At 62.6% G+C, this 20,828-nt stretch carries 22 protein-coding genes; 7 read left to right on the top strand and 15 right to left on the bottom strand.

What is annotated here, in order from left to right:
* The first annotated feature begins 3 nt into the window (after window positions 1–3).
* A complete protein-coding gene (locus EO245_RS09335; protein WP_128892666.1) occupies window positions 4–1,395 on the top strand; it encodes a pyruvate dehydrogenase complex E1 component subunit beta in 1,392 nt (463 codons plus the stop codon).
* A gap of 18 nt (window positions 1,396–1,413) precedes the next feature.
* Here the strand turns inward: EO245_RS09335 and EO245_RS09330 are convergent, their stop codons facing one another.
* The 6 genes from EO245_RS09330 to EO245_RS09305 all read right to left on the bottom strand — a co-directional run bounded on the left by EO245_RS09330 (window position 1,414) and on the right by EO245_RS09305 (window position 6,916).
* Entirely contained in the window at window positions 1,414–2,127 is a 714-nt protein-coding gene (locus tag EO245_RS09330) for a TadE/TadG family type IV pilus assembly protein (RefSeq protein ID WP_164931301.1), read from the bottom strand.
* Complete coding sequence (locus EO245_RS09325) at window positions 2,124–2,708, bottom strand: TadE/TadG family type IV pilus assembly protein (RefSeq protein ID WP_128892664.1); 585 nt, start codon at window positions 2,706–2,708, stop codon at window positions 2,124–2,126. The genes EO245_RS09330 and EO245_RS09325 overlap by 4 nt, the downstream gene beginning before the upstream one ends.
* Window positions 2,708–4,636: a VWA domain-containing protein gene (locus EO245_RS09320; protein ID WP_164931300.1), complete on the bottom strand. Its 1,929-nt coding sequence runs from the start codon at window positions 4,634–4,636 to the stop codon at window positions 2,708–2,710. The genes EO245_RS09325 and EO245_RS09320 overlap by 1 nt, the downstream gene beginning before the upstream one ends.
* 118 nt (window positions 4,637–4,754) lie before the next feature.
* Window positions 4,755–5,189 (bottom strand): TadE/TadG family type IV pilus assembly protein, encoded by a 435-nt coding sequence (locus EO245_RS09315; protein ID WP_128892662.1) that lies wholly within the window; start codon window positions 5,187–5,189, stop codon window positions 4,755–4,757.
* A complete protein-coding gene (locus EO245_RS09310) occupies window positions 5,186–5,635 on the bottom strand; it encodes a TadE/TadG family type IV pilus assembly protein (RefSeq protein ID WP_128892661.1) in 450 nt (149 codons plus the stop codon). The genes EO245_RS09315 and EO245_RS09310 overlap by 4 nt, the downstream gene beginning before the upstream one ends.
* Window positions 5,636–5,638: 3 nt before the next feature.
* The gene (locus EO245_RS09305; protein ID WP_128892660.1) at window positions 5,639–6,916 is read right to left on the bottom strand and encodes a TadE/TadG family type IV pilus assembly protein; all 1,278 of its coding nucleotides are present in this window, start codon (window positions 6,914–6,916) and stop codon (window positions 5,639–5,641) included.
* A gap of 195 nt (window positions 6,917–7,111) precedes the next feature.
* Between EO245_RS09305 and EO245_RS09300 the strand changes: the two genes are divergently transcribed.
* Entirely contained in the window at window positions 7,112–7,774 is a 663-nt protein-coding gene (locus EO245_RS09300) for a squalene/phytoene synthase family protein (RefSeq protein ID WP_128892659.1), read from the top strand.
* A gap of 29 nt (window positions 7,775–7,803) precedes the next feature.
* A complete protein-coding gene (locus EO245_RS09295; protein ID WP_128892658.1) occupies window positions 7,804–8,265 on the top strand; it encodes an EF-hand domain-containing protein in 462 nt (153 codons plus the stop codon).
* Here EO245_RS09295 and trmFO read toward each other — a convergent pair.
* Entirely contained in the window at window positions 8,262–9,629 is a 1,368-nt protein-coding gene (gene trmFO, locus EO245_RS09290) for a methylenetetrahydrofolate--tRNA-(uracil(54)-C(5))-methyltransferase (FADH(2)-oxidizing) TrmFO (RefSeq protein ID WP_128892657.1), read from the bottom strand. The genes EO245_RS09295 and trmFO overlap by 4 nt on opposite strands.
* A 62-nt stretch (window positions 9,630–9,691) precedes the next feature.
* On the opposite strand from trmFO, the gene EO245_RS09285 reads away from it, so the two are divergent.
* Entirely contained in the window at window positions 9,692–10,348 is a 657-nt protein-coding gene (locus EO245_RS09285) for a lysoplasmalogenase (RefSeq protein ID WP_128892656.1), read from the top strand.
* 4 nt (window positions 10,349–10,352) lie between these two features.
* Here EO245_RS09285 and EO245_RS09280 read toward each other — a convergent pair whose 3' ends face one another.
* Window positions 10,353–11,192: a TauD/TfdA family dioxygenase gene (locus EO245_RS09280; protein WP_128892655.1), complete on the bottom strand. Its 840-nt coding sequence runs from the start codon at window positions 11,190–11,192 to the stop codon at window positions 10,353–10,355.
* A complete protein-coding gene (gyrA, locus tag EO245_RS09275) occupies window positions 11,189–13,975 on the bottom strand; it encodes a DNA gyrase subunit A (protein WP_128892654.1) in 2,787 nt (928 codons plus the stop codon). Before gyrA ends, EO245_RS09280 begins: the two co-directional genes overlap by 4 nt.
* A 288-nt stretch (window positions 13,976–14,263) precedes the next feature.
* Here gyrA and EO245_RS09270 point away from each other — a divergent pair, with 288 nt between their 5' ends.
* Window positions 14,264–15,565 carry a hypothetical protein gene (locus tag EO245_RS09270; protein WP_128892653.1) on the top strand — a complete coding sequence of 434 codons (1,302 nt, stop codon included), beginning with the start codon at window positions 14,264–14,266 and terminating at the stop codon, window positions 15,563–15,565.
* 63 nt (window positions 15,566–15,628) lie between these two features.
* Here the strand turns inward: EO245_RS09270 and EO245_RS09265 are convergent, their stop codons facing one another.
* The 4 genes from EO245_RS09265 to EO245_RS09250 are packed head-to-tail and all read right to left on the bottom strand — an operon-like array spanning window position 15,629 to window position 18,306.
* Window positions 15,629–16,336, bottom strand: coding sequence for an NYN domain-containing protein (locus tag EO245_RS09265; protein WP_128892652.1), 708 nt, complete (start codon window positions 16,334–16,336; stop codon window positions 15,629–15,631).
* Between the two features lie 38 nt (window positions 16,337–16,374).
* The gene (locus EO245_RS09260) at window positions 16,375–17,016 is read right to left on the bottom strand and encodes a carbonic anhydrase (RefSeq protein ID WP_128892651.1); all 642 of its coding nucleotides are present in this window, start codon (window positions 17,014–17,016) and stop codon (window positions 16,375–16,377) included.
* A gap of 1 nt (window position 17,017) precedes the next feature.
* Window positions 17,018–17,326 (bottom strand): transcriptional regulator, encoded by a 309-nt coding sequence (locus tag EO245_RS09255; protein ID WP_128892650.1) that lies wholly within the window; start codon window positions 17,324–17,326, stop codon window positions 17,018–17,020.
* A complete protein-coding gene (locus EO245_RS09250; RefSeq protein WP_128892649.1) occupies window positions 17,323–18,306 on the bottom strand; it encodes a sodium-dependent bicarbonate transport family permease in 984 nt (327 codons plus the stop codon). The genes EO245_RS09255 and EO245_RS09250 overlap by 4 nt, the downstream gene beginning before the upstream one ends.
* Window positions 18,307–18,405: 99 nt before the next feature.
* On the opposite strand from EO245_RS09250, the gene lipA reads away from it, so the two are divergent.
* Together lipA and EO245_RS09240 are read left to right on the top strand one after the other, a co-directional pair.
* Window positions 18,406–19,356, top strand: coding sequence for a lipoyl synthase (lipA, locus tag EO245_RS09245; protein ID WP_128892648.1), 951 nt, complete (start codon window positions 18,406–18,408; stop codon window positions 19,354–19,356).
* The gene (locus tag EO245_RS09240) at window positions 19,356–19,817 is read left to right on the top strand and encodes a type II toxin-antitoxin system RatA family toxin (protein ID WP_128892647.1); all 462 of its coding nucleotides are present in this window, start codon (window positions 19,356–19,358) and stop codon (window positions 19,815–19,817) included. Before lipA ends, EO245_RS09240 begins: the two co-directional genes overlap by 1 nt.
* On the opposite strand, the gene EO245_RS09235 is transcribed toward EO245_RS09240, so the two are convergent.
* Both EO245_RS09235 and EO245_RS09230 read right to left on the bottom strand, forming a co-directional pair.
* Window positions 19,778–20,278, bottom strand: a complete 501-nt coding sequence (locus EO245_RS09235) for a CinA family protein (protein ID WP_128892646.1) — start codon at window positions 20,276–20,278, stop codon at window positions 19,778–19,780. The two genes, EO245_RS09240 and EO245_RS09235, sit on opposite strands and share 40 nt — an antisense overlap.
* Window positions 20,275–20,826: a hypothetical protein gene (locus EO245_RS09230; RefSeq protein ID WP_128892645.1), complete on the bottom strand. Its 552-nt coding sequence runs from the start codon at window positions 20,824–20,826 to the stop codon at window positions 20,275–20,277. Before EO245_RS09230 ends, EO245_RS09235 begins: the two co-directional genes overlap by 4 nt.
* Window positions 20,827–20,828: the final 2 nt, after the last annotated feature.

The raw sequence follows: 20,828 nt of genomic DNA, 5'->3' as shown, positions 1-20,828 counted from the left end.
TCGATGGCTATCGAACTCAAGATGCCGGCCCTTTCGCCCACCATGGAGGAGGGCACGCTTGCCAAGTGGCTGAAGCAGGAAGGCGACTCCATCGAGCCGGGTGACATCATCGCCGAGATCGAAACCGACAAGGCGACGATGGAATTCGAGGCGATCGACGAAGGCACGCTTGCCAAGATCCTCGTTCCCGAAGGTACGGAGAATGTCGCGGTCGGCACGGTCATCGCCATGCTGGCGGGCGAGGGCGAGGACGCGGGCAGCGTCGAAGCTCCCGCAGCTTCCGACGAAGCTCCGGCCGACGTTCCGGGCGAGGGCAAGGACGTAGGCCGTTCCGACGAGGACGGCTCGATCACTCCCGAGGCTCCGGCGCGCGAACCGAAATCCGATCCGGAAATTCCCGCCGGTACCAACATGGCGAGCGTCACGGTCCGCGAAGCGCTGCGCGATGCGATGGCCGAGGAAATGCGGCGCGACGAACGCGTTTTCGTGATGGGCGAGGAAGTCGCGCAGTATCAGGGCGCCTACAAGGTCACCCAGGGCCTGCTCGATGAATTCGGCCCCAAGCGCGTCATCGACACCCCGATCACCGAGTACGGCTTCGCCGGCATCGGTGCGGGCGCGGCGATGGGCGGCCTGCGCCCGATCGTCGAGTTCATGACCTTCAACTTCGCGATGCAGGCGATCGACCACGTCATCAACTCGGCCGCGAAGACCAACTACATGTCCGGCGGCCAGATGCGTTGCCCGATCGTATTCCGCGGTCCGAACGCTGCCGCAAGCCGCGTGGGCGCGCAGCACAGCCAGAACTACGGCCCATGGTACGCGAGCGTGCCGGGCCTCATCGTCATCGCGCCGTATGATTCCTCGGATGCGAAGGGCCTGCTCAAGGCCGCCATCCGCAGCGACGACCCGGTAGTGTTCCTCGAGAACGAGCTGGTTTACGGCAAGAGCTTCGAGCTTCCGGAACTCGATGACCATGTCCTGCCGATCGGCAAGGCGCGCATCATGCGCGAGGGTTCGGACGTCACCATCGTCAGCTACTCGATCGGCGTCGGCTTCTCGCTCGAGGCAGCCGAGAAGCTTGCCGAGGAAGGGATCGATGCGGAAGTGATCGACCTTCGCACGCTTCGTCCGCTGGACAAGCAGACCGTGCTGGAAAGCCTCGCCAAGACCAACCGCCTGGTGGTCGCGGAAGAGGGCTGGCCAACCTGCTCCATCGCATCGGAAATCATCGCGATCTGCATGGAAGAGGGCTTCGACCACCTCGACGCCCCGGTCCTGCGCGTATGCGACGAAGACGTGCCGCTTCCCTACGCAGCGAACCTCGAAAAGCTCGCGCTGATCGATGCGGCGAAGATCGTCAAAGCGGTGAAGAAGGTTTGCTACGTCGACTGAGCGTAGCGGGCCGGCACGTCAGCTAATCGTGTCGGTATAGACGTCACAGCGTGCTTCGGTCGACGTGCCGAAGTCGTTGCGCTTGTAGATCTCGCTGCGGTCGCGCTGGTGGCGCACGATGAAGGAGGACACAGCGCGGATTTCGGTCGTCGGGATGATCGTATCCGTGAAGATCGGCTCGTAGTCGTAGGTAACTTCGACGAAGATCGTGGAGCCCGACGGTTCGGCGTAAACCCGCGCATCGGAAGGGCCCATCCCATCGGGTTGGAGCGAATAGAGCGTGCCGTAGCTCGAGGTCGCGTTCTTCTCGCCAAGGCAGCGCTGCCAGGCGATGAACTGGTCGCCGTCCGTTAGGCTGGCTTTGCCGCCACTGTTGCACGCACCGCCCCGGCAATGGGTGAGGGTACTGAAGATCTCCAGGCTGCTGACGATGATCCGACCGCGCTTGAGAAAGTTGATCTCCTCCGTCGCGGTGTACTCCGAGCCCATCAGGATATCGTTGATCTGGTTCTCGTAGAGCTTGCGATCCTGCAACTCGGTCTGGTCACCGACGCGTCCGATATTGTCCGCCACGCTGGCGGCCACCTGTTCGACCCGCATGGTGGTCGAAATATAGTGCGTCATTTCGACGCCGCCGAGGATTGCCGTCAGCATGAGAGGGGTCGCAAGAGCGAACTCGGTCATGGCAACCGCGGCGCGATCGCGGGCGAGTGTGGAGAGGAAATGCTTCACGAACAATTCTCCGTCCGGTCGCGCGACTGCTGCTTGGTGAAGGGCTGGTTGCGCATGATGGTCGAAACGGTCGTGCTGTGCGTGTTCGGCAGCCCGATCAGATTGGCGACCGGGAAGGCACGCGGATAGGTGATGTCCACTTCGTAGAGCACGGCATCGCGCGCACCGCCGAGGCCCGCTTCGCCGCGATCGGAATCCCATGATCCGTTGCGGTTCGCATCGATGTAAGGCTCGCCATCGTTGCAATAGCCGTCGCCGTTCAGATCGTTGTATTCCTCCGCCCGTCCGACGTCGTCGAACCTGCCATACGCCTTGCGCGAGAATGTGAGCTCGGCGTTGGGCACGAGGTGGTGGATCATTCCAGCGACATGGGCGTCGATCTCGGCGGGCGTCGCATTCTCGATGGCGGAATCGCGCGCCGCCTCGTGCACTGCGCCGCGAAGCATCATGCCCGAATAGACGTTATAGCAAATGTCGAACCCGCCCATGAGCAGCACCATCAGCGTCGGCGCGATGAGCGCGAATTCGACGATGGAGGCACCCGTCCGATCGCGCTTGAGGCGAGAGAGAAGTCCGACCATCACCGCGAAATCCTCAGGTCGCCGATCGATCGCGCAATGGTCGCGAAGGCCACCCCAAGCTCGAAGGCATTCTTCGCCTCGAAGTACTGGCCCGCGCCCGCGCAGTCGACCATGGCATCATTTACCCTCGTACCAAAAGCGACGACCCAGACGGTCACGTTGCGCTTCTTGACCTCGTTGCAGGCAAAGCCGAACCGCGCCTCGACGACCTGGGCAAGGGTCATCGAATTGTCGGTCGGGTCCCAGCGACGCTGGTCGAGTGCATCGACGCCGTATGCGCCATAGGAAATGTCATACGGCTCGGTCTGGCCGTCGGTGAGGAAGATGATGTGCCGCGAGACGGAAGAGCCGTCGGCGGCGGCATTCTCGTCGGCGAACAGGCCGCTCGGCGAGATGAGGCGCGCGCCCCAGATCATGCCGATGTCGTGATAGGTCGCGCCATAGGGCGTCAGCGTTGCAAGATAGGTGTCGAGCTCAGCCGACGTCATGGTCTCCAGCTTCTTCGCCTTGGCGCGCGTACAATCGGAGAACCACCAGTTCCCGGTGTCTGCATAGTCATCGGTGGTGGTCACTTCCGGCACGGAGATGGAACCCGAACCGTTCCGCTGAATCGAGCGGACAAAAATGGCCGACGGATTGCGCGGCTTCCACTGCGTATCCGGGTTGCCGGGCGAGGGGATGAGATCGATGTCGAGGTCGAGATTCTCGCTCAGGTCGACATTGCTGAAATCGGTGATCTGCGTCGTCTTGCGTTCCTCGATGCAGCCGCCGGTCGTCGTGCGCCAGTCGGACATGTCGTATTCGACCGGCTTGTAGCGCCAGCGTTCGTCGAGACGCGGAACCTCGCGGACGTCTTCATATGTGTGCGTGTAATTGGTGTGCTCGACATAGCTTACTTCGCAGATGGAGCCATTCAGTTCAGTCCGATAGATGCGTCCGTTCTGGATGCGTTTCATGGGTGTGATGTAAAGGACCGCAGGTGGCTGGCGCTTGATCTCGGTGTAAATATCGCCGTTCTCAGAGAAGTTTTGCGTCAAGGTATTTGCAGGATTTGGCCTGCTGCAACTCCAACTGCTGGCTTGGTCGCCGCTTGCGTTCGGATTGAAGGTCGCCGCGTAGCTTTCGACTATGATCTTCGAGGATCGGTTGCCGCCCACAAACCGCCAGTTGCGACTGTAGGTTTGCTCTTCTCTTGTAGCGACGAAGCCGCGGCTGACGCGCGATTGATAGGTCCAGTCCGTTTGGACCCAGTCGTCTTCGAGCAAGTGTCCCACGTTCACATTGGTCGCGTAGGGCACGAAGCCATAGCGCACGGTCGAGCTGCTGGCCTTGCTGCCTTCCAGCTGGGTGTGAAAGTCGCGGATGACGTCTTTGAGGGTTTCGATACGCGACTTGGGGTCGCCCGGGTTGGTGTGGCGCATCGAACCGGTGACATCGAGCACCATCATCACGTCGACGGTCGGGAAATTCAGGCGCGCCTGGCATTCGACCGACAGGGGTACCTTGTCGATCCCGAAGACCACCATGACCGACGTCGGCACGTCGACCGAGGCGACCCCGGAAATTGCGTAGTCCGCCTCCAGCGTCATGCGGAAATCACGGTTCTGCGTGCCGTAGGCGCCGTCGCGAAAGTTCACATCGAAGAAGCGCGTGCCGAAGGTTTCGACATCGTCGGGAACCTGTCCGCTCGATACGACCTCCGTGCCCATCACCTTGCGCGCGGCCAGGACGCCGGAATCGCATGCTTGCTGCAGCCGGTTCTCGGCGAGGTAGGCGCGGCCCATGTCGATGCCGCCACCGACCATGCCCAGAAGGGGAAGGATCGCGGCGGCGATGAGTGCAAGCGTATTGCCGGCACGGTCGCGCGCAAGGCGGCGAAGGAACTCGCCCGCCTGCTGCAACCTGGTCTGGCAATTGTGCTTTTGCACCGACTTGCTCGTCCTCGAAACTATGCGACCTTCCGCCCCCTAGCGAGCAGGCGAGAAGGTTTCGCAAATGCACATGGTTAAGCGATGGTGAAGGGCAGGGCGCAGAAGCCCTGCAACCTCAGGTCTCGACGACGAAAATGGGCCGCGAGTAGGTTAACGTGGTCGCCGGAAGCGTCACGAACGGCAGCCAGTCTTCCATCGTGTAGGTGATGTCGAGATCGAGCTCCGTCGCATCGGTGACGCGGCTCGTGCCGACTTCCCGGACCGAGATGGTCAGGCGGTCGGAATCGAGCATGTAGGGCGTGTTCACCGCGCTCGCGAGGACGACCGAACGGATCTGCGTCGTCGTGAGTTCATTGCCCTTCTGGTATTCCACCATCGTGTAACGGGCAGCGTCCGACGCGATCGAGCGGACCGCGTTGTAGTTCTGCATGTAGACGCCCATGTGGAACACGCCGACCATCATGGTGATCAGCACCGGAGCGAGCAGGGCGAATTCGATCGCGATGGCACCGCGAAGGTCGCGGGCGAGATGTTTGGCAAAACGCTTCATGACAGCTGCACCGTGCGTTCGACGTTGAAATCGATCGGCTTGCCGACACCGAACTGCGTCCAGACGGGCGTGTAGGTGTCGGTGATGTCGAGTTCGATATAGGAGGCAACGACGGCATCCGTTCCGCAGCTGTCCGGGTCGGTCGTGGTCACGTCGCTGTCGTTGCAGCGATAGAACCGGCTGATGGTGATCTGGTCGTCGCTCAGGCTGACCGACTTGGCCAGGATTTCCTTGATCGTGCTTACTTCCACGGTTGCACCGCGTGCGGTTGCCAGGGCGATGACCTCACCCTCGTTCGCCGCGGTCTGCAGCTCGTGCTGGCGCGAGACGATATTGCTCACCTCGAACGTACCAAGTGCGAGAAGCACGAGGACGGGCGCAACAATGGCGGTTTCGATAGCCATCGTGCCGCGGATATCGCGGATGAGGGAACAAAGGTTCTTCATGACTTAGCCTACCAGCCTCACATCGGGGGTGGACGACCCGACTTTCGTCGCGTCCTTGGTCGGGCAAAGCGTTTCGAGGAACGCGCCGCCGCGGATGTCGATCGAATAGGCCGAGATTTGGAGACACTGGGCCACGACGTCGGCCGTACCGTTGATCCGGATGTTGCCGGACGGAAGGTAGATCAGGCCTTCGATGATCGAGTTGGAGTTGCCGTTGAAGATGTGGTCCTGGCCCGGATCGTTGTCGCGCTCCTCGAAGATGAGGATGTCGGACAGCTGGTCGGCCTGCGATTCATAGGCCGTGCCGATGAAGTCCGAAGCCGACATCGGGGTCAGGTTGAGGCTGTTGCCGTTGCCACTACCGCCAAGCTTCACATGCGCCCCGTTGCGCAGCACGAACATGACGCCCGAACCGGTGACATCGAAGTTACCGGTAAGGTCGAGCGTGCCGCCGTCGATCACATAAATGCCGCTCGACAGCGTCGTGGTGCACTTCACGACGAGACCGCTGTAGGTCCCGGGCAGGAGCGATGCCTGCTTGTTCTTGCCCTTGCCGGTGCAATTGTAGGTGCGCGGCGTATCGTTGGTCGGCGGCTCGAGATCGGCGTAAATATCCTCCAGCCCGCGGACGTTTTCGACGATTACGTCGTCATTGTCCTCGGCATCGATCGTACCGCAGGCGACGATGACATCGGTCAGGACGTCCGCGTTGCCATCGATCGTGATGGCATCTTCGGAGCAGCTCAGCGCAGCTAGACCGCATGCTGCACGGACCTTCGCACTACCGCCGATCATGGTCCCGGTACCAGTCGTCTTAAGCGACGTGAGGCAGGCGTTGAAGTCGTAGCCTTCGGCGAAGCTGGCCTGCGCGGTCGCACGGATCGTGGTCGATCCGCCGGTCAGGAAGCTGCTGAAGGGCAGGGTCCTGGTCGCCGTCGAGCTGACGATCAGGCTGTTGTCCGTACCGCCAGCATAGTCGGCAAGCTGCACGGTCGGGGTGGTGTCGAAGTCGTCGGTCTTCGAGATATTCGCACCGTATTCCTGCAGCGCGCGTTTCTCGTAATAGCCTTCGCTATCTTCACGGGCGAGCGCCCATGCGCCTGCGTAGGCGGCCTGGTCGACTGCGTGCTGCAGCTCGCGCTGCCACATGTACCACTGCGCAGTATCGACCGCGAAACCGGCCCCGCCGATGAGAGCGGGCACGCCCATTGCCACGAGCATCGTCGCGTTGCCGGTCCGGCTCCTGGTCAGTGCTTTGCAGAGCTTGCGAACAGCCCTCATTGCCAATTCCTCGAATGGTCCACAGACATCGTGCCCGTTTAAGGGCGAGTTGTGAGTGTCCTATGAAGCCAGAGGGTTAAAATGGAGTTTCGCACCCGGCGTTTAGGGGCTTTCTGCGGAGGGAAAGGGTAAACGCGGTTTCACGGATTCGGCCGTGGCTTGACATCGGATGTCCTCTGCCGAAGGGCGGGCGGGATGGACGGCCTCGAGAACTCTATTTCCTCTTTCCCGGTGCGACTGGCGCTGACGCACGCCCCGCTTTCGCAGCGGCCTGCCGCCCACGCGCTGTTCGCGCTGGACTCACGCCTCGGCCAGTTCGTCAGCCAGGCGAGCGAGCCGCTGGTGGCGCAACTGCGTATCTCCTGGTGGCGCGAGCAGCTGGCCAAGCCTGCCGACCAGCGACCGAAAGGCGACGAGGTTCTCGATGCGCTCTCGCACCATTGGCCGGAGGTCGAAGGGGAGATGACAGCTCTGGTCGACGGGTGGGAACGGTTGCTTGCCGAACCGCCTCTGCCGGAGGATGCAGCTGAAGAGTTCGTCGGCGCGCGGGCGGGCATCTTCGCTTTGCTCGCTAGCAAGGCCGGACAGGCTTCGCTGGCGGGCAAGGCACTCAAGATGGGCCGGACGTGGGCCGCCGCCGACCTCATCGCGCGCACCAGCGATGACGGCGAGCGCGGTTTCCTGCTCGAGAAGTTCGGCGGTCTGGCGAGCGATCGCCATGCGCTGCCGCGAAGCCTGCGCCACCTGACGATCCTCGGGGAACTGGCGCGGCGCTCGCTGGCTAGGGGAGGCTCGCCCCTGATCGAGACACGTAGCGACTATCTCCTTGTAATGCGGCTTGGAATGTTCGGGCGCTAGGTTATCATGCGGCCCGAAGGGAAGGTCGCATGAACAGGATTTTGCTGGGCGCCGTCTGTGCGCTGGCGCTGGTCGGTTTGGGTGCATTCTGGTGGCAGGGAAGGGCACAGGTCGAGGCCGCAGCACCGCCGCCTCCCGCGCCCGAAGCCACGCTAAACCTGCCGGACATCCCGATCTCCGATCCCGCCGACATGGAGGGCCCCGAACCTCCCGAGGCGAGCGAACTGACGCGCGAACAGCGGCGCTTCTTCCGCTACGACCGCAACCGCGACCTGCGCATCACGCGCGCGGAAATGCTCTCGAGCCGGACCGACGCGTTTCGCAAGCTCGACGTCGACGGCAACAATCTGCTGACGTTCGAGGAATGGGCCGTCGCCACCGCCACGCGCTTCGACCAGGCGGATGCCGACGGCAATCGGGAACTTACGCAGGACGAGTTCGCGACCACCGCGCCGAAGCGCAGTGCACGCAAACAGCGCTGCCGCTGCTAGGCGGCGACCTTCTCCCGCTTCGCAAGCCACTCGCCGAAATCCGCCTTGCCGCGCGAGGTGTAGGCTTCCTTGCGCTGCTTCTTCTTCACGTCATGAAGGGGATCGAACAGGCCGAAATTGACATTCATGGGCTGGAACGTCTCGGCCTCCGCGTCACCGGTGATATGCGCGAGAAGCGCACCCATCGCAGTGCTGCGCGGCGGCGATTCCCATGTTTCCCCACCAAGTTCGAATGCAGTCATCATCCCGGCGAGGATCCCGACTGCCGAGCTTTCCACGTAACCCTCGCAACCGGTGATCTGCCCGGCGAAGCGGATGTGCTCGGCCCCGCGCAGGCGTAGCTGCCGGTCGAGCACCATGGGCGAGTTGATGAAGGTATTGCGATGCAGCCCGCCAAGGCGCGCAAACTCGGCGTTTTCGAGGCCGGGAATTGTTCGGAACAGCTCTATCTGTGCGCCGTATTTCAGCTTCGTCTGGAAGCCGACCATGTTCCACAGCGTACCCATCTTGTTGTCCTGCCGCAGCTGGACGACGGCATAGGGCCAGCGCCCCTGCGGATGTTCCTCGGTCGTGTCGTAGGGGTTGTCGAGACCCACGCCCTTCATCGGACCGTATCGCAGAGTCTCCACGCCGCGCGCCGCCATCACCTCGATCGGCATGCAGCCGTCGAAATAGGGCGTATCCTTCTCCCACTCGCGGAATTCGGTCTTCTCGCCGTCGATCAGGCCCTGGTGGAAGGCGAGATACTGCTCCTTCGTCATCGGGCAGTTGATGTAATCGCCACCCTCGTTCGAAGCTTCCGTGCGCTTGTTCCAGCGGGACTGGATCCAGCACTTCGACATGTCGATGCTCTCGTGGTGCACGATCGGCGCGATTGCATCGAAGAAGGCGAGACGGTCTTGCCCCGTCGCCTTCACGATGCTGTCGGCCAGCGACTGCGCGGTCAGCGGTCCCGTGGCGACGATGGTAAGACCGGCTTCGGGGAGGGTATCGACCCGCTCGCGCACCACTGTGACGTTGGGATGCTCGAGAAGGGTGCGCTCGACCTCGGCGGAGAAGACATCGCGGTCTACAGCCATCGCGCTGCCCGCCGGCACGCGGGCGACTTCACCGGCATGCATGACGAGGCTGTCGAGGCGGCGCATTTCGTGATGCAGCAGGCCGACCGCGTTGCGCTCGTCGTCGTCGCTGCGGAAGCTGTTCGAGCAGACGAGTTCGGCGAGGCCATCGGTCTGGTGCGCGGGCGTGCAATCGCCGCCGCCGCGCATTTCCGACAGGCGTACCTTGTAGCCGCGGCGAGCGAGCTGCCATGCAGCCTCGCTTCCGGCGAGGCCGCCGCCGATTATGTGGACATCGTGGGACATGGATGCGCACCTAGTGCTTGCTTGCCCTATGGTTCAAGCCCAAGCTTCGCCCGGGAGGCAAAATGCCCAAACGCGCACTTCTGAAACATCGCCCCTGGCTTCTCGCCAGCGTAGCTGCGGCAACGGCGTTCTACTTCCTGTCGAACGATCCCATCGGCGGTATCCAGTTGATGCTGCTCAAGGGGTTGGGCGTTGCCCTGCTCGCGATCTATGTGCTGCGGCGCCATCTCTCGGTCGATGGCGGCATACTGGCAGCCGTGATGGCGCTTTCCGCCATCGGCGACATGGCGATCGAAGTCAGCTTTATCGCTGGCGGCGCTGCGTTCTTCCTCGCGCACATCGCGGCGATTGCGCTCTACTTCAGGCATCGAAGGCAGCACCCCACAAGCAGCCAGAAACTGGCCGGGGCGGCGCTGTTCATTTTCACGCCGGTGATATCCTACCTGCTGACGAAGGATGCGGGCGTTACCTTCTACGCGGCCGGGCTTGGCACGATGGCAGCGCTTGCGTGGCTGAGCCGCTTTCCGCGCTACCGCGTCGGGGTCGGCGCCGTCCTGTTCGTCGTTTCCGACTGGCTCATTTTCTACCGCATGGGGCAGGGCGGGCAGAGCGCGCTGGCAGACTGGCTGGTGTGGCCGCTCTATTATTCGGGCCAGTTCATGATTGCGACCGGGGTGGTCCAGTCGCTGCGCAACGACCTGCCGCTCGACAGGGACTGAGCCCTCAGGCCGCAGCAGCAATGGTCGTGCGGTGCAATTCGCGCCGATAACCCTCGTACCCACCGGTCGCGCGGTGAATGACGGAGCGGTTGTCCCACATCAGCAGCATGCCTGGTTCCCAGCGGTGGCGATAAACGATCTCGTCACGTGTCTGCCATGACTGGAGATCGAGGACGAAGGCGAGTGCCTCCTCGTCACTCATGCCCTTGATCCCGACCGTGTAGCTGAAGGATGCAAAGATCGCTTCCTCCCCGGTTTCGGGGTGGGTGATGATGAGAGGGTGCTCGAAGGTTTCGTTCGCGCTCTCATCGGAGCGGATTGCCATCGACCTGCCTTCGTCGGCATCGCCATAAAGGCCGCTCGGCGCATAGCCCCGCTGGGCCGAATGAATGGCCGTCAGGCTGCGAAGGTATTCTTTGCGCTCTTCGGGAAGGACCGCGAAAGCGGCGACCTGGTCGGCAAATAGCGTGTCCCCACCGACCGGCGGGATGTCGACTGCCAACAGGCAGGTACCGGCGGGAGGCTTGGGCAGGAAGCTCCAGTCGCTGTGCCAGCTTTCGGCGAACAAGCCGGAGGTCTCGTCCGCTTCGCGCAGGATCGCCGCGACATGCTCGCTGCCAGCGATGGGATCGAAGAACGGATCTTCCCCGAAGCCGCCCATGGCGAGGGTGAAGCGTTCGAGGGCATCGTCGTCCATCTGCTGATCGGCAAATGCGACGACCTTGTGCTGGAGCCAGATCGAGCGGATTTGTGAAACGAGTTCCGGGTCGAGCGGGCCGGACAGGTCGACGCCGCGGATGGTTGCTCCGCAACTGCTGTCCGACCGCTCTACCGCCAATGTCATCCGCCGGCTTCGCCGTCGATGTTCTTGTCCGAATGCGCAGTCGTGTCCGGAGTGGTTTCCTCGGTCCCGCGACCGACGATCTCTTCCGCTATCGCTTCCTCGGCAGCGTTTTCCGGCTCTTCCTGTTCATCGAGGCGAGCAACGCTGACGATCGTCTCGCCCTTCGCAACGTTAAACAGCCTGACGCCCGCCGTGTTGCGACCAAGGACGCGCAAGGTGTCGAGGCCGATGCGGATCAGCTTCGCCTGGTCGGTCACCAGCATGAGCTGGTCGTTCTTGGTAGCGGTGAAGCTCGCCACGACCGGGCCGTTGCGCTCGATATTGTCGATATTCGTGATGCCCATGCCGCCACGACCGGCGCGCCGGTATTCGTAGGCGGACGAGATCTTGCCGTAGCCATTGGCGCAGACGGTGAGGATGAACTCTTCCTCCTCCGCCATCTTGCGGTGCTCTTCGGAAAGCTCGGGCGCGTCTTCGTCCGATTTCCACGGGGCGACCCTGAGGTAGGCGTCGCGTTCGTCGGGAGTGGCCGAACCTTCGTGGAGGATGGCAAGCGAGACGACCTCGTCGCCCTTTTCCTTGAACTTCATGCCCCGAACACCGGTCGAGGTGCGCGAGGTGAACTCGCGGACGTCGGTGCCGGCGAAGCGGATCGCCTTGCCCATCCGGGTCGCAAGCAGGACGTCGTCGCCCGCTTCCAGCAGCTTTACGCCGATCAGGCGATCGTCGCTGTCTTCGTCGAACTTCATGGCAAACTTGCCGTTCGACGGGATGTTGGTGAAGGCGTCCATGCTGTTGCGACGCACGTTACCCTTCGCCGTGGCGAAGACGACGCTGAGCGCGCCCCAGCTATCCTCGTCTTCCGGCAGCGGCAGGACGGTGCGGATCGTCTCTCCGTCATCGAGCGAGGGCAGCAGGTTGATGATCGGGCGCCCGCGCGTGTTCGGCCCGCCTTCGGGCAGCTTCCAGACCTTCAGGCGGTAAACCTTGCCCTTGGTCGAGAAGAACAGCACCGGATTGTGCGTGCTGGTAACGAACAGCTCGCTGACGGCATCCTCATCCTTCGTCGCCATGCCGGCGCGGCCCTTGCCGCCACGGTTCTGGGCCCGGAAGGTCGAGAGCGCTGTGCGCTTGATGTAGCCGTCATGCGTGACGGTCACGACCATCTCATCGCGCTCGATCAGGTCCTCGTCCTCGATACCGTCCCATGCGGGGGCGATCTCGCTGACACGCGGCGTTGCGTACTGCTCGCGGATCTCCTCGAGCTCTTCGCGCATCACGCCGTAGAGCTTCACCCGGTCGGCGAGGATCGAGAGATATTCCTCGATCGCCATGGCGAGTTCCTTGAGCTCGTCGCCGATCTCGTCGCGGCCGAGCGCCGTCAGGCGATGGAGGCGCAGGTCGAGGATCGCTTTCACCTGACGCTCGGAAAGGCGATAAGTACCGCCTTCCTGATCGGCAGTCGGCTCGATGGCCTCGACCAGCTTGATGTACTGGGCGATGTCGCCGATCGGCCATTCCTTGCGGATCAGCTTCTCGCGCGCCTCGGCAGGGTTTGCCGCGCCGCGAATGATTGCGACGACCTCGTCGAGGTTCGATACCGCGACGACCAGACCGAGCAAGATGTGCGCCCGTTCGCGGGCCTTGTTGAGCTCGAACTTGGTCCGACGGGTGATGACTTCCTCGCGGAAGCCAATGAACGACTGCACGATGTCGCGCAGCGAGAGCACTTCGGGGCGACCGCCGCGAATGGCGAGCATGTTCGCCGGGAAGCTCGCCTGCGCAGGCGTGTAGCGCCAGATCTGGTTGAGCACCACTTCCGGTGACGCATCGCGTTTCAGGTCCACGACTACGCGCACGCCTTCGCGGCTCGACTCGTCGCGGATGTCGGAGATGCCTTCGATCCGTTTTTCCTTCGCGGCATCGGCGATCTTCTCGACCAGATTGGACTTGCCGACCTGGAACGGGATCGAGGTCAGGACGATGCTCTGGCGGTCGCCGCGCTTCGTCTCGATCTCGTGGCGGCAGCGCATCAGGATAGAACCGCGACCGGTAGTATAGGCCGCGCGGGCACCGGATTGGCCGAGGATCAGCGGGGCGGTCGGGAAATCCGGCCCCGGGATGATCTCGAACAGTTCTTCCGAGGTGATGCCCGGATTCTCGATGAAAGCGAGGCAGCCGTCGATCACTTCGCCGAGGTTGTGCGGCGGGATATTGGTCGCCATGCCGACCGCGATGCCGCCCGCGCCGTTAACCAGCAGGTTCGGGAAACGCGCCGGAAGGACCGTCGGCTCCTGGCGCGAACCGTCGTAGTTGTCGGCGAAGTCGACCGTGTCCTTGTCGAGGTCGTCGAGCAGGCTGTTCGCGACCTTGGCAAGGCGCGCCTCGGTATAGCGCATGGATGCCGGCGGATCGGGGTCCATCGAACCGAAGTTCCCCTGACCATCGACCAGCGGCACGCGCAGCGACCAGGGCTGCGTCATGCGCGCGAGAGCATCGTATATCGCGGCGTCGCCATGCGGGTGATAGTTACCCATCACGTCGCCGACGATCTTGGCGCTCTTGCGATAGGGGCGCCCTGCGACGAAGCCGCCTTCCTGGCTGGCGAATAGGATGCGGCGGTGAACCGGCTTCAACCCATCGCGCACATCGGGAAGAGCACGGCTGACGATCACGCTCATCGCGTAATCGAGGTAGCTCGTCTTCATCTCGTCGACGATGTCGACGCGTGCGTAATCGTTGGAGGGAACCGGCGGTTCGAGAGTTTCGGTATCGTCGCTCAAGAGAGATCTTTTCTGCTGCGTCCATTGGACGGACAATTCGAGCCTGCAATGTAGGGAAGGGGGCGCGATTTCGCCAGTTTGGGAGGTCTGAAACCCTCTTATTTCTGCGGTTTTTCCACATGTGCGTGGGTTTTGGCTGAACGGCAGGCACGGGCCTTATTCAAAGCCCGTTCAGCCGCCGATCCCTATCAGGATTTGCAATACGGAACGCGAAGCGGCAGTAGCGCGCGTGTGAACCGTTTTTCGCCCCTAAAAGGCATACCCTTTCCACTCTTGGGAGACACCCGAATGACTTTCCTTGCCCGCAAGAAGGCCAAACGTGCCGGATCGTCGATCGCAATGGCGATCGCCCTCATGACCGGTGCCGCCGTCGGCGTCACTGCACTCGAAACTCCGGCATACGCGCAGAAGAAGCGCGATAAGGAAGACAAGCCGAGCTACTCGAAAGGCTTCATTGCCGCCTATACGCCGGTGAACGAGGCTCTGAACGCAGAAGCCAAGGACGAAGCTGCTATCCGCGCGGGCATCCCGGCGATGATCGCAGCAATCGAAAACGACGACGACAAGAATGCCGCTGGCGGCATCCTGAACAACATCGGCGTCGCTCTCGACGACCGCGCGCTCATGCGCCAGGGCATCAACATGATGCTCGAAAGCGGCAAGGTCGCTCCCGAGCGTCTCGGCCAGTTCTATTACACCGCAGGCCAGCTCGCCTATAACGACGACGACTTCCAGGTCGCCCGCGAGCAGCTGAGCAAGGCGGACGCTGCCGGCTACACCGGTATGGACCTCGTTCCGGTCATCGCCGACACCTATTTCCAGCAGGAACAGTACGGTGAAGGCCTCGCATACATGAAGGGCCGCATCGACGCGAAGCTGCAGGCTGGCGAGAAGCCGCCGGAAGACTGGCTCAAGCGCGGCGTTGCGAACGCATACAACAACGACATGGCTGCCGAGGCAGTCGAGTTCTCCGCCATGTATGCGCGTCACTACCCGTCGGACACGAGCTGGAAGGATGCGATCAACATCCAGCGTAACCTGTTCCTCTACGAGAACCCGGAACTGCTCGACCTGATGCGTCTCGCCGACAAGACCAACACGATGGTCCAGCTGCGCGACTACGTCGACTATGTCGATGCAGCGAACGTCCTCCGTTTCCCGGGTGAAGTGAAGCGCATTATCGACAAGGGCGTCGCTTCCGGCGTCGTCGATCCGAGCGAGACCCTGATCGCGGAAACCCTGCGTTCGGCTAATGCACGCATCGCAGCCGACAAGGCAGACCTTGCCGGCCTCGAAAGCGATGCACGGGCAGCAGGCGCCAGTGGCAGCTTGGTGGCTGGTGCGGGCGATGCTTTCCTCGCCTACGAAATGGGCGACAAGGCGGAAGCGATGTACGAAATCGCGCTGACCAAGCCGGGTGCCGACACCGCGCGCCTCAACACGCGTCTCGGTATTGCCCAGCTCCTGCAGGGCAAGGTTGCCGAAGCTCAGGAAACCTTTGCCAAGGTTGACGGCAAGCGCGCACCGATCGCTCGCCTGTGGTCGGTCTATGCCGAAATCCAGGGCGCGGGTGCTGCCGGCACGATGTGACCGGTCATCCTTCGCTAGGTTGAAGAGGGCGCGGGCTTTGGCTCGCGCCCTTTTTCTTTTTCCTCAGCGCAGGCGCTTGATGAAAACCTCGCCATTGTCGCGGCGTTCGTGGGTGAAGATATCGGCTGCCTCGATCATGTCGGTGAGGCGCGCAAAGCCGAAATTGCGGACATCGAAGCTGGAGCGGTTGCCAGCCCGCTGGCCGACTTCCGACAGCTTGGCAAAGCCCTGAGCGTCGCGTTTCGAGTTATTGTAGGCATCGATCAGCAACTGGACGAGTTCGTCCTGGATCGAGCCTCCCGGGGTGTCTCGGCGATCCTCGCTTTCCGCTTTGATGAGGGCATCGACATCGATGAAACGCGAGCAAGCCTCGCGAAAGCCTTCCGGCGTCTTGGCCTGGCCGAAACCGTAGACCGGGTAGCCATCCTGCCGGATGCGCATCGCGAGCGGCATGAAGTCGCTATCGGAACTCATGATGCCGAAACCGTGCACGCGGCCGCTGTAGAGCAGGTCCATCGCGTCGACCGTCATCTTCATATCGGTCGCGTTCTTGCCCTTGGTCAGGTCGAACTGCTGCTGCGGCTCGATGCCGTATTTGTGCACCCGGTCGGCCCAGCCCTTGAGCGACGTCTTGCGCCAGTTGCCATAGGCCCGGCGGATATTGACCGAACCGAGCTCTGCAAGAACGGTCAGGACCGGGTCGATACCTTCTGCGCGCGCATTGTCGGCGTCGATCAGGAGGGCGATGTTTCTCGGGCGATTGCTATCCATGCGCGCTACATGGGGCGCTGGCGGGATATCCTCAAGCGCTATTCGACCGCTTCGAACTCGCCGCTCTCGTCTTCAAGGTGGTAGAGAACGCCTTCAGAAATAGCGAAAAATGTTCCTCGAAGCTTGATCTCGCCGCTCTTTTCCTTGTCGGCGACCCAGGGGAAAGTCCGCAGGTTCGCAAGGCTTACGCGAACGGCAGCGAGTTCCATCGCCCGCTCCGCCTCGCGCGATTCCGTGCCGAACTTTTCGGCGACCGGCTCGCGGGCATCGTCGAGCAGGTGAATCCACTGGGCGACGAAACCGCCTGCGCCCGGCTCATTGCCGTGCATCTCCTGCGTCAGAGCCGCCTTGCAACCGCCGCACATGCCGTGGCCCATGACGACGATCTGCTTCACGCCAAGGACCTGCACCGCGAATTCGATCGCTGCCGAAACGCCGTGCTGGCCAGGTGTCGTCTCGAAAGGCGGGACGAGCGCTGCGACATTGCGAACGACGAAAATCTCGCCCGGGTCGACATCGAAGATCTGCGCCGGATCGACCCTGCTGTCCGAACAACCGATAATCATCAGCTTGGGGCTCTGACCCTCGGCTACGAGGTGGTCGTAGCGCGCTTTCTGGCGTGGGTAGCCATCGGTGCGAAAGCGGCGATAACCTTCGAGAAGGGCTGCAAATTCGGGCATTCTAGAACCTCTCGCCGCGAATGACCTGAACATCCCACATGGTGAGGAGGAGCCGGTGCGAAGTAAGAATGGGCGCAAGGTCTTCGGCGAGCTTCATCGCCTTGTCCTCAGGCGCGATCGTCAGGATGAAGACCTTGTCCGAACCGGTCACGCGTTCTTCGCGCCAGTATCCGTCGCGCCCCTTGCCGGATTGAACCGGAGTGACGGTCCAACCGGTAATCCCGGCAGCGTCGATGGCAGTGGTCACGCGCTTGATGAGCGCCGCATCGGCAAGAATTTCGATCCGCTTGCGGGTCACGGTTTCGATCATGGCGAAACTCCTGGGTTACCGGTGAGGATCGATGCGAAAGCGCTGATAAGGCCGATGTTGATCAGCACGTTGAACGGGAAGGTGATGCTGAGCGACATGGTCAGGTAAATTCCCGGGTCAGCCTCGGGCAGGGCGAGGCGCATGGCGGCGGGAACCGCGATGTAGCTCGCGCTCGCACACAGTACGCCGAGCGCCGCTGCCGAACCAGCATCGAGGCCGATGCCCACGCCGACAAGCGTCCCGACCGCGCCATTCACGATGGGCAGGAAGATCGCGATCACGGCAAGGCGCCAGGTGATCGCCCTGCTGTCCATGATGCGGCGCGCGGCGATCAGGCCCATGTCGAGCAGGAAGATGCACAGCACGCCCTTGAAGCCGGCTTCGAAGAAGGGGCTGACGTCCGCAAAGCCGTCCGCGCCCCCGATCAGGCCGATCGCGAATGCGCCCAGCAGCAAGACGACCGAGGCGTTGAAAGCGACCTCGTGCAGCATCTCCTTGGTGCTCTGCCCACTTTGCGAGCCGAGCCCGCGTGCAAGCAGGAGGCCGGAGAGGATCGCCGGGCTTTCCATCGCCGCCATCACTGCGACCATGTAGCCACCCGCGGGCTTCGACTGGAATTCGAGGATTTCGACTGCGGTCACGAAGGTCACGACGCTGATCGAGCCGTAATGCGCGGCGACCGCGCCGGCATTGATCCGGTCGAGCTTGCCGAACTTCTTGATCACCACATAGGCGAATACGGGCAGGAGGAGGCCTGCCGCGATCCCGGCACCGAGAGCCGAGAGCACCGTGGTGTCGAAGCCGGATTTGGAAACCGCGACGCCGCCCTTCAGGCCGATCGCTGCCATCAGATAGAGCGACATGCCTTTCGCCAGCGCCTCGGGAATGGCGAGGTCGGAGCGCGCGAAGGCGGCAAGCAAGCCGAGAACGAAGAAGAGAACGACTGGCGATGTGAAGGTTTGTATCGCAAGCTGGTCCATGTGGGCGCGGCTAGCCGAGCCTTTTGGCTTAGGCAAGATGCATACGCATTCGTTTCCGCAGGCATTGCGCCGCTTGCCCCTCCCGACTAGATGGGCGCCATGAACGACCTGTCATCAGCTCCGCAGCCGGACGGCGAGCGCCCGGCTCGCCAGCGCAAGCCCGACTGGATCCGCGTCAAGGCCCCGGTCAGCAAGGGCTATCACGAAACGCGCAAGCTGATGCGCGACCTCAAGCTCAACACGGTCTGCGAGGAAGCGGCCTGTCCCAACATCGGCGAATGCTGGGACAAGAAACATGCGACCGTCATGATCCTGGGCGATGTCTGCACGCGCGCCTGCGCCTTCTGCAATGTGAAGACCGGCATGCCGCGTCTCGTCGATCCGATGGAACCGGAGAACGTGGCGATCGCGGCAGGGCAGATGGGTCTCGAACACATCGTCATCACCAGCGTCGACCGCGACGACCTGCCCGATGGCGGGGCAGGGCAATTCGTGAAAGTCATCAAGGCCCTGCGCCGCGAGACTCCGGACACGACGATCGAAATCCTCACGCCCGACTTCCGCGGCAAGATGCGCGCGGCGGTCGAGGCGATTTGTGAAGCCGGTCCAGATGTTTACAACCACAACCTCGAAACCGTGCCGCGTCTTTATCCGACGATCCGGCCGGGCGCGCGCTACTATGCTTCGCTGCGCCTGCTCGAGGAGGTGAAGAGCCACGACCCGATGATTTTCACCAAGTCGGGCATCATGCTTGGCCTTGGCGAGCAGCGGCTCGAAGTGCACCAGGTGATGGACGATATGCGCAGCGCGGACGTCGATTTCATCACCATGGGACAGTATCTCCAGCCGACGCCCAAGCATGCGAAGGTTGAGGATTTCGTCACGCCCAAGGCGTTTGCCGCCTATGGCGCGATCGCACGGGCCAAGGGCTTCCTCCAGGTCGCCTCGAGCCCGCTCACACGCTCGAGCTATCATGCCGGCGACGATTTCGCGGAAATGCGGGCTGCGCGCGAGGCCAAGCTGGCAAAGGCGGCCAAGACCAAAGCCTGATGCCGCTCATCCGCGAACATCGCAAACTGCCCTATACACCGGAGCAGATCTTCGACCTCGTTGCCGATGTCGACAGCTACCCCAAGTTCCTGCCCTGGGTCGTCGCGACGCGGGTGCGCTCGAACAGCGAGACCGAAATGGTCGCCGACATGGTGGTCGGCTTCAAATCCTTGCGTGAGCGTTTCACGTCGCGCGTCGAAAAGTCGCGTCCGAACCGGATCGTCGTGCACTATGTCGACGGCCCGATGCGCAATCTCGACAACAGCTGGCAGATTTCAGCGACCGAGGACGGCGTAAGCGAGGTCGATTTCTGCGTCGACTTCACCTTCAAGAACCGCGTTTTCGAGGCAATGGCGGGCCAATATGTCGACCGCGCATTCCGCAAGCTGATGGGCGCTTTCGAAGCGCGTGCGGAAGAGCTTTACGGCAGCAGCAATTCCAGCGCGCAGACGGTCGCCTGACGGCGGATCTCGGCGCGTCCGAGGTCGCCGAACTGCTTCAAGTCGCCTTCTTCGGTGCAAGAATTCCCGCGGATCGCTCGCGCGAAAACTACCGTTCCGACAGGCTTGAGCTTCGTCCCGCCGCTCGGCCCAGCAACACCGCTGATCGCGACGGCGATATCTGCCTTGCTGTGATCGAGCGCTCCCTGCGCCATCGCCCATGCGCAGGCGATCGAGACGGCACCGAAGGTCTCGATAATGTCGCTGGCGACTCCAAGGCTCTCCATCTTCGCTTCGTTCGAATAGGTGATGAAGGATCGGTCGAGCACGGCCGACGAACCCGGGATTTCAGTCAGCGCAGCAGACACGAGCCCGCCGGTGCACGATTCCGCAAGAGCGATCGTGCGACCGGCGACCCGGTTGGCTTCAACGACCTTGGCAGCAAGGTCGCGAACTTCGGCAGGGAGGAGCGTGTCGGTCATTCCGGGCGGTAAGCGCAGACTGACGGGCGGTCGACCTTTGCCAGGTCGAACAGGAAGGCGACGAGGCCACCGGCATTTTCCGGGGGAAGGGGGGCGAGAAGTTCCATGCCCCGCTCGATCTTCGAGCAATCCTTGGTCTTGATCTCTTCACCGAGCTTCTGGACGACGATCGCATCGACGAAGGGGCGAAGCGCTTCGGGCGGGAGCGCGCCGAGCATTTGCGCCATCTCGTCGCTGCCCGCCTTGTCCTTGCTGCCGGCACCGGCAAACTGCTGGAGGACGCGAAAGGCGCCTGTCCACGAGTTTTCCTGCAGCGCGGCGTAGGGAGCGACAAAGGTATCACCATTCGTGGCGAGAAAACCGGTGGGCGATAGCGAGCCGTTGCACTTGGTCGAAACCGCATCGACCATCAGCGGCATCGCGTAGATCAGCGTGTCGGACAGGTCGTCCTGCTCGATGCACTCCTGCGCGGCGAGGACCGACGGCTGCATGATGGCGAGCGTGGCCGTCATCGCGGCAGCCAGCTTGAAGGTTTTACGTGAACTCATGA

This window comes from Erythrobacter sp. HKB08 (assembly GCF_004114695.1).
In the GTDB taxonomy this organism is placed as follows: Bacteria; Pseudomonadota; Alphaproteobacteria; order Sphingomonadales; family Sphingomonadaceae; genus Parerythrobacter_A.
Note: the sequence above shows the minus strand (reverse complement) of the source record. Positions and strands in the feature narration are given on the sequence as shown.

Excerpts from the sequence above, each read along its gene's own strand:
- EO245_RS09335 (WP_128892666.1), top strand. The coding sequence starts at position 4 with ATGGCTATCGAACTCAAGATGCCGGCCCTTTCGCCCACCATGGAGGAG.
- EO245_RS09250 (WP_128892649.1), bottom strand. The coding sequence starts at position 18,306 with ATGGACCAGCTTGCGATACAAACCTTCACATCGCCAGTCGTTCTCTTC.
- EO245_RS09310 (WP_128892661.1), bottom strand. The coding sequence starts at position 5,635 with ATGAAGAACCTTTGTTCCCTCATCCGCGATATCCGCGGCACGATGGCT.
- EO245_RS09230 (WP_128892645.1), bottom strand. The coding sequence starts at position 20,826 with ATGAGTTCACGTAAAACCTTCAAGCTGGCTGCCGCGATGACGGCCACG.
- EO245_RS09285 (WP_128892656.1), top strand. The coding sequence starts at position 9,692 with ATGCCCAAACGCGCACTTCTGAAACATCGCCCCTGGCTTCTCGCCAGC.
- EO245_RS09300 (WP_128892659.1), top strand. The coding sequence starts at position 7,112 with ATGGACGGCCTCGAGAACTCTATTTCCTCTTTCCCGGTGCGACTGGCG.
- EO245_RS09295 (WP_128892658.1), top strand. The coding sequence starts at position 7,804 with ATGAACAGGATTTTGCTGGGCGCCGTCTGTGCGCTGGCGCTGGTCGGT.
- EO245_RS09280 (WP_128892655.1), bottom strand. The coding sequence starts at position 11,192 with ATGACATTGGCGGTAGAGCGGTCGGACAGCAGTTGCGGAGCAACCATC.
- EO245_RS09315 (WP_128892662.1), bottom strand. The coding sequence starts at position 5,189 with ATGAAGCGTTTTGCCAAACATCTCGCCCGCGACCTTCGCGGTGCCATC.
- EO245_RS09255 (WP_128892650.1), bottom strand. The coding sequence starts at position 17,326 with ATGATCGAAACCGTGACCCGCAAGCGGATCGAAATTCTTGCCGATGCG.
- EO245_RS09260 (WP_128892651.1), bottom strand. The coding sequence starts at position 17,016 with ATGCCCGAATTTGCAGCCCTTCTCGAAGGTTATCGCCGCTTTCGCACC.
- EO245_RS09240 (WP_128892647.1), top strand. The coding sequence starts at position 19,356 with ATGCCGCTCATCCGCGAACATCGCAAACTGCCCTATACACCGGAGCAG.
- trmFO (WP_128892657.1), bottom strand. The coding sequence starts at position 9,629 with ATGTCCCACGATGTCCACATAATCGGCGGCGGCCTCGCCGGAAGCGAG.
- lipA (WP_128892648.1), top strand. The coding sequence starts at position 18,406 with ATGAACGACCTGTCATCAGCTCCGCAGCCGGACGGCGAGCGCCCGGCT.
- EO245_RS09265 (WP_128892652.1), bottom strand. The coding sequence starts at position 16,336 with ATGGATAGCAATCGCCCGAGAAACATCGCCCTCCTGATCGACGCCGAC.
- EO245_RS09235 (WP_128892646.1), bottom strand. The coding sequence starts at position 20,278 with ATGACCGACACGCTCCTCCCTGCCGAAGTTCGCGACCTTGCTGCCAAG.
- EO245_RS09305 (WP_128892660.1), bottom strand. The coding sequence starts at position 6,916 with ATGAGGGCTGTTCGCAAGCTCTGCAAAGCACTGACCAGGAGCCGGACC.
- EO245_RS09270 (WP_128892653.1), top strand. The coding sequence starts at position 14,264 with ATGACTTTCCTTGCCCGCAAGAAGGCCAAACGTGCCGGATCGTCGATC.
- EO245_RS09325 (WP_128892664.1), bottom strand. The coding sequence starts at position 2,708 with ATGGTCGGACTTCTCTCTCGCCTCAAGCGCGATCGGACGGGTGCCTCC.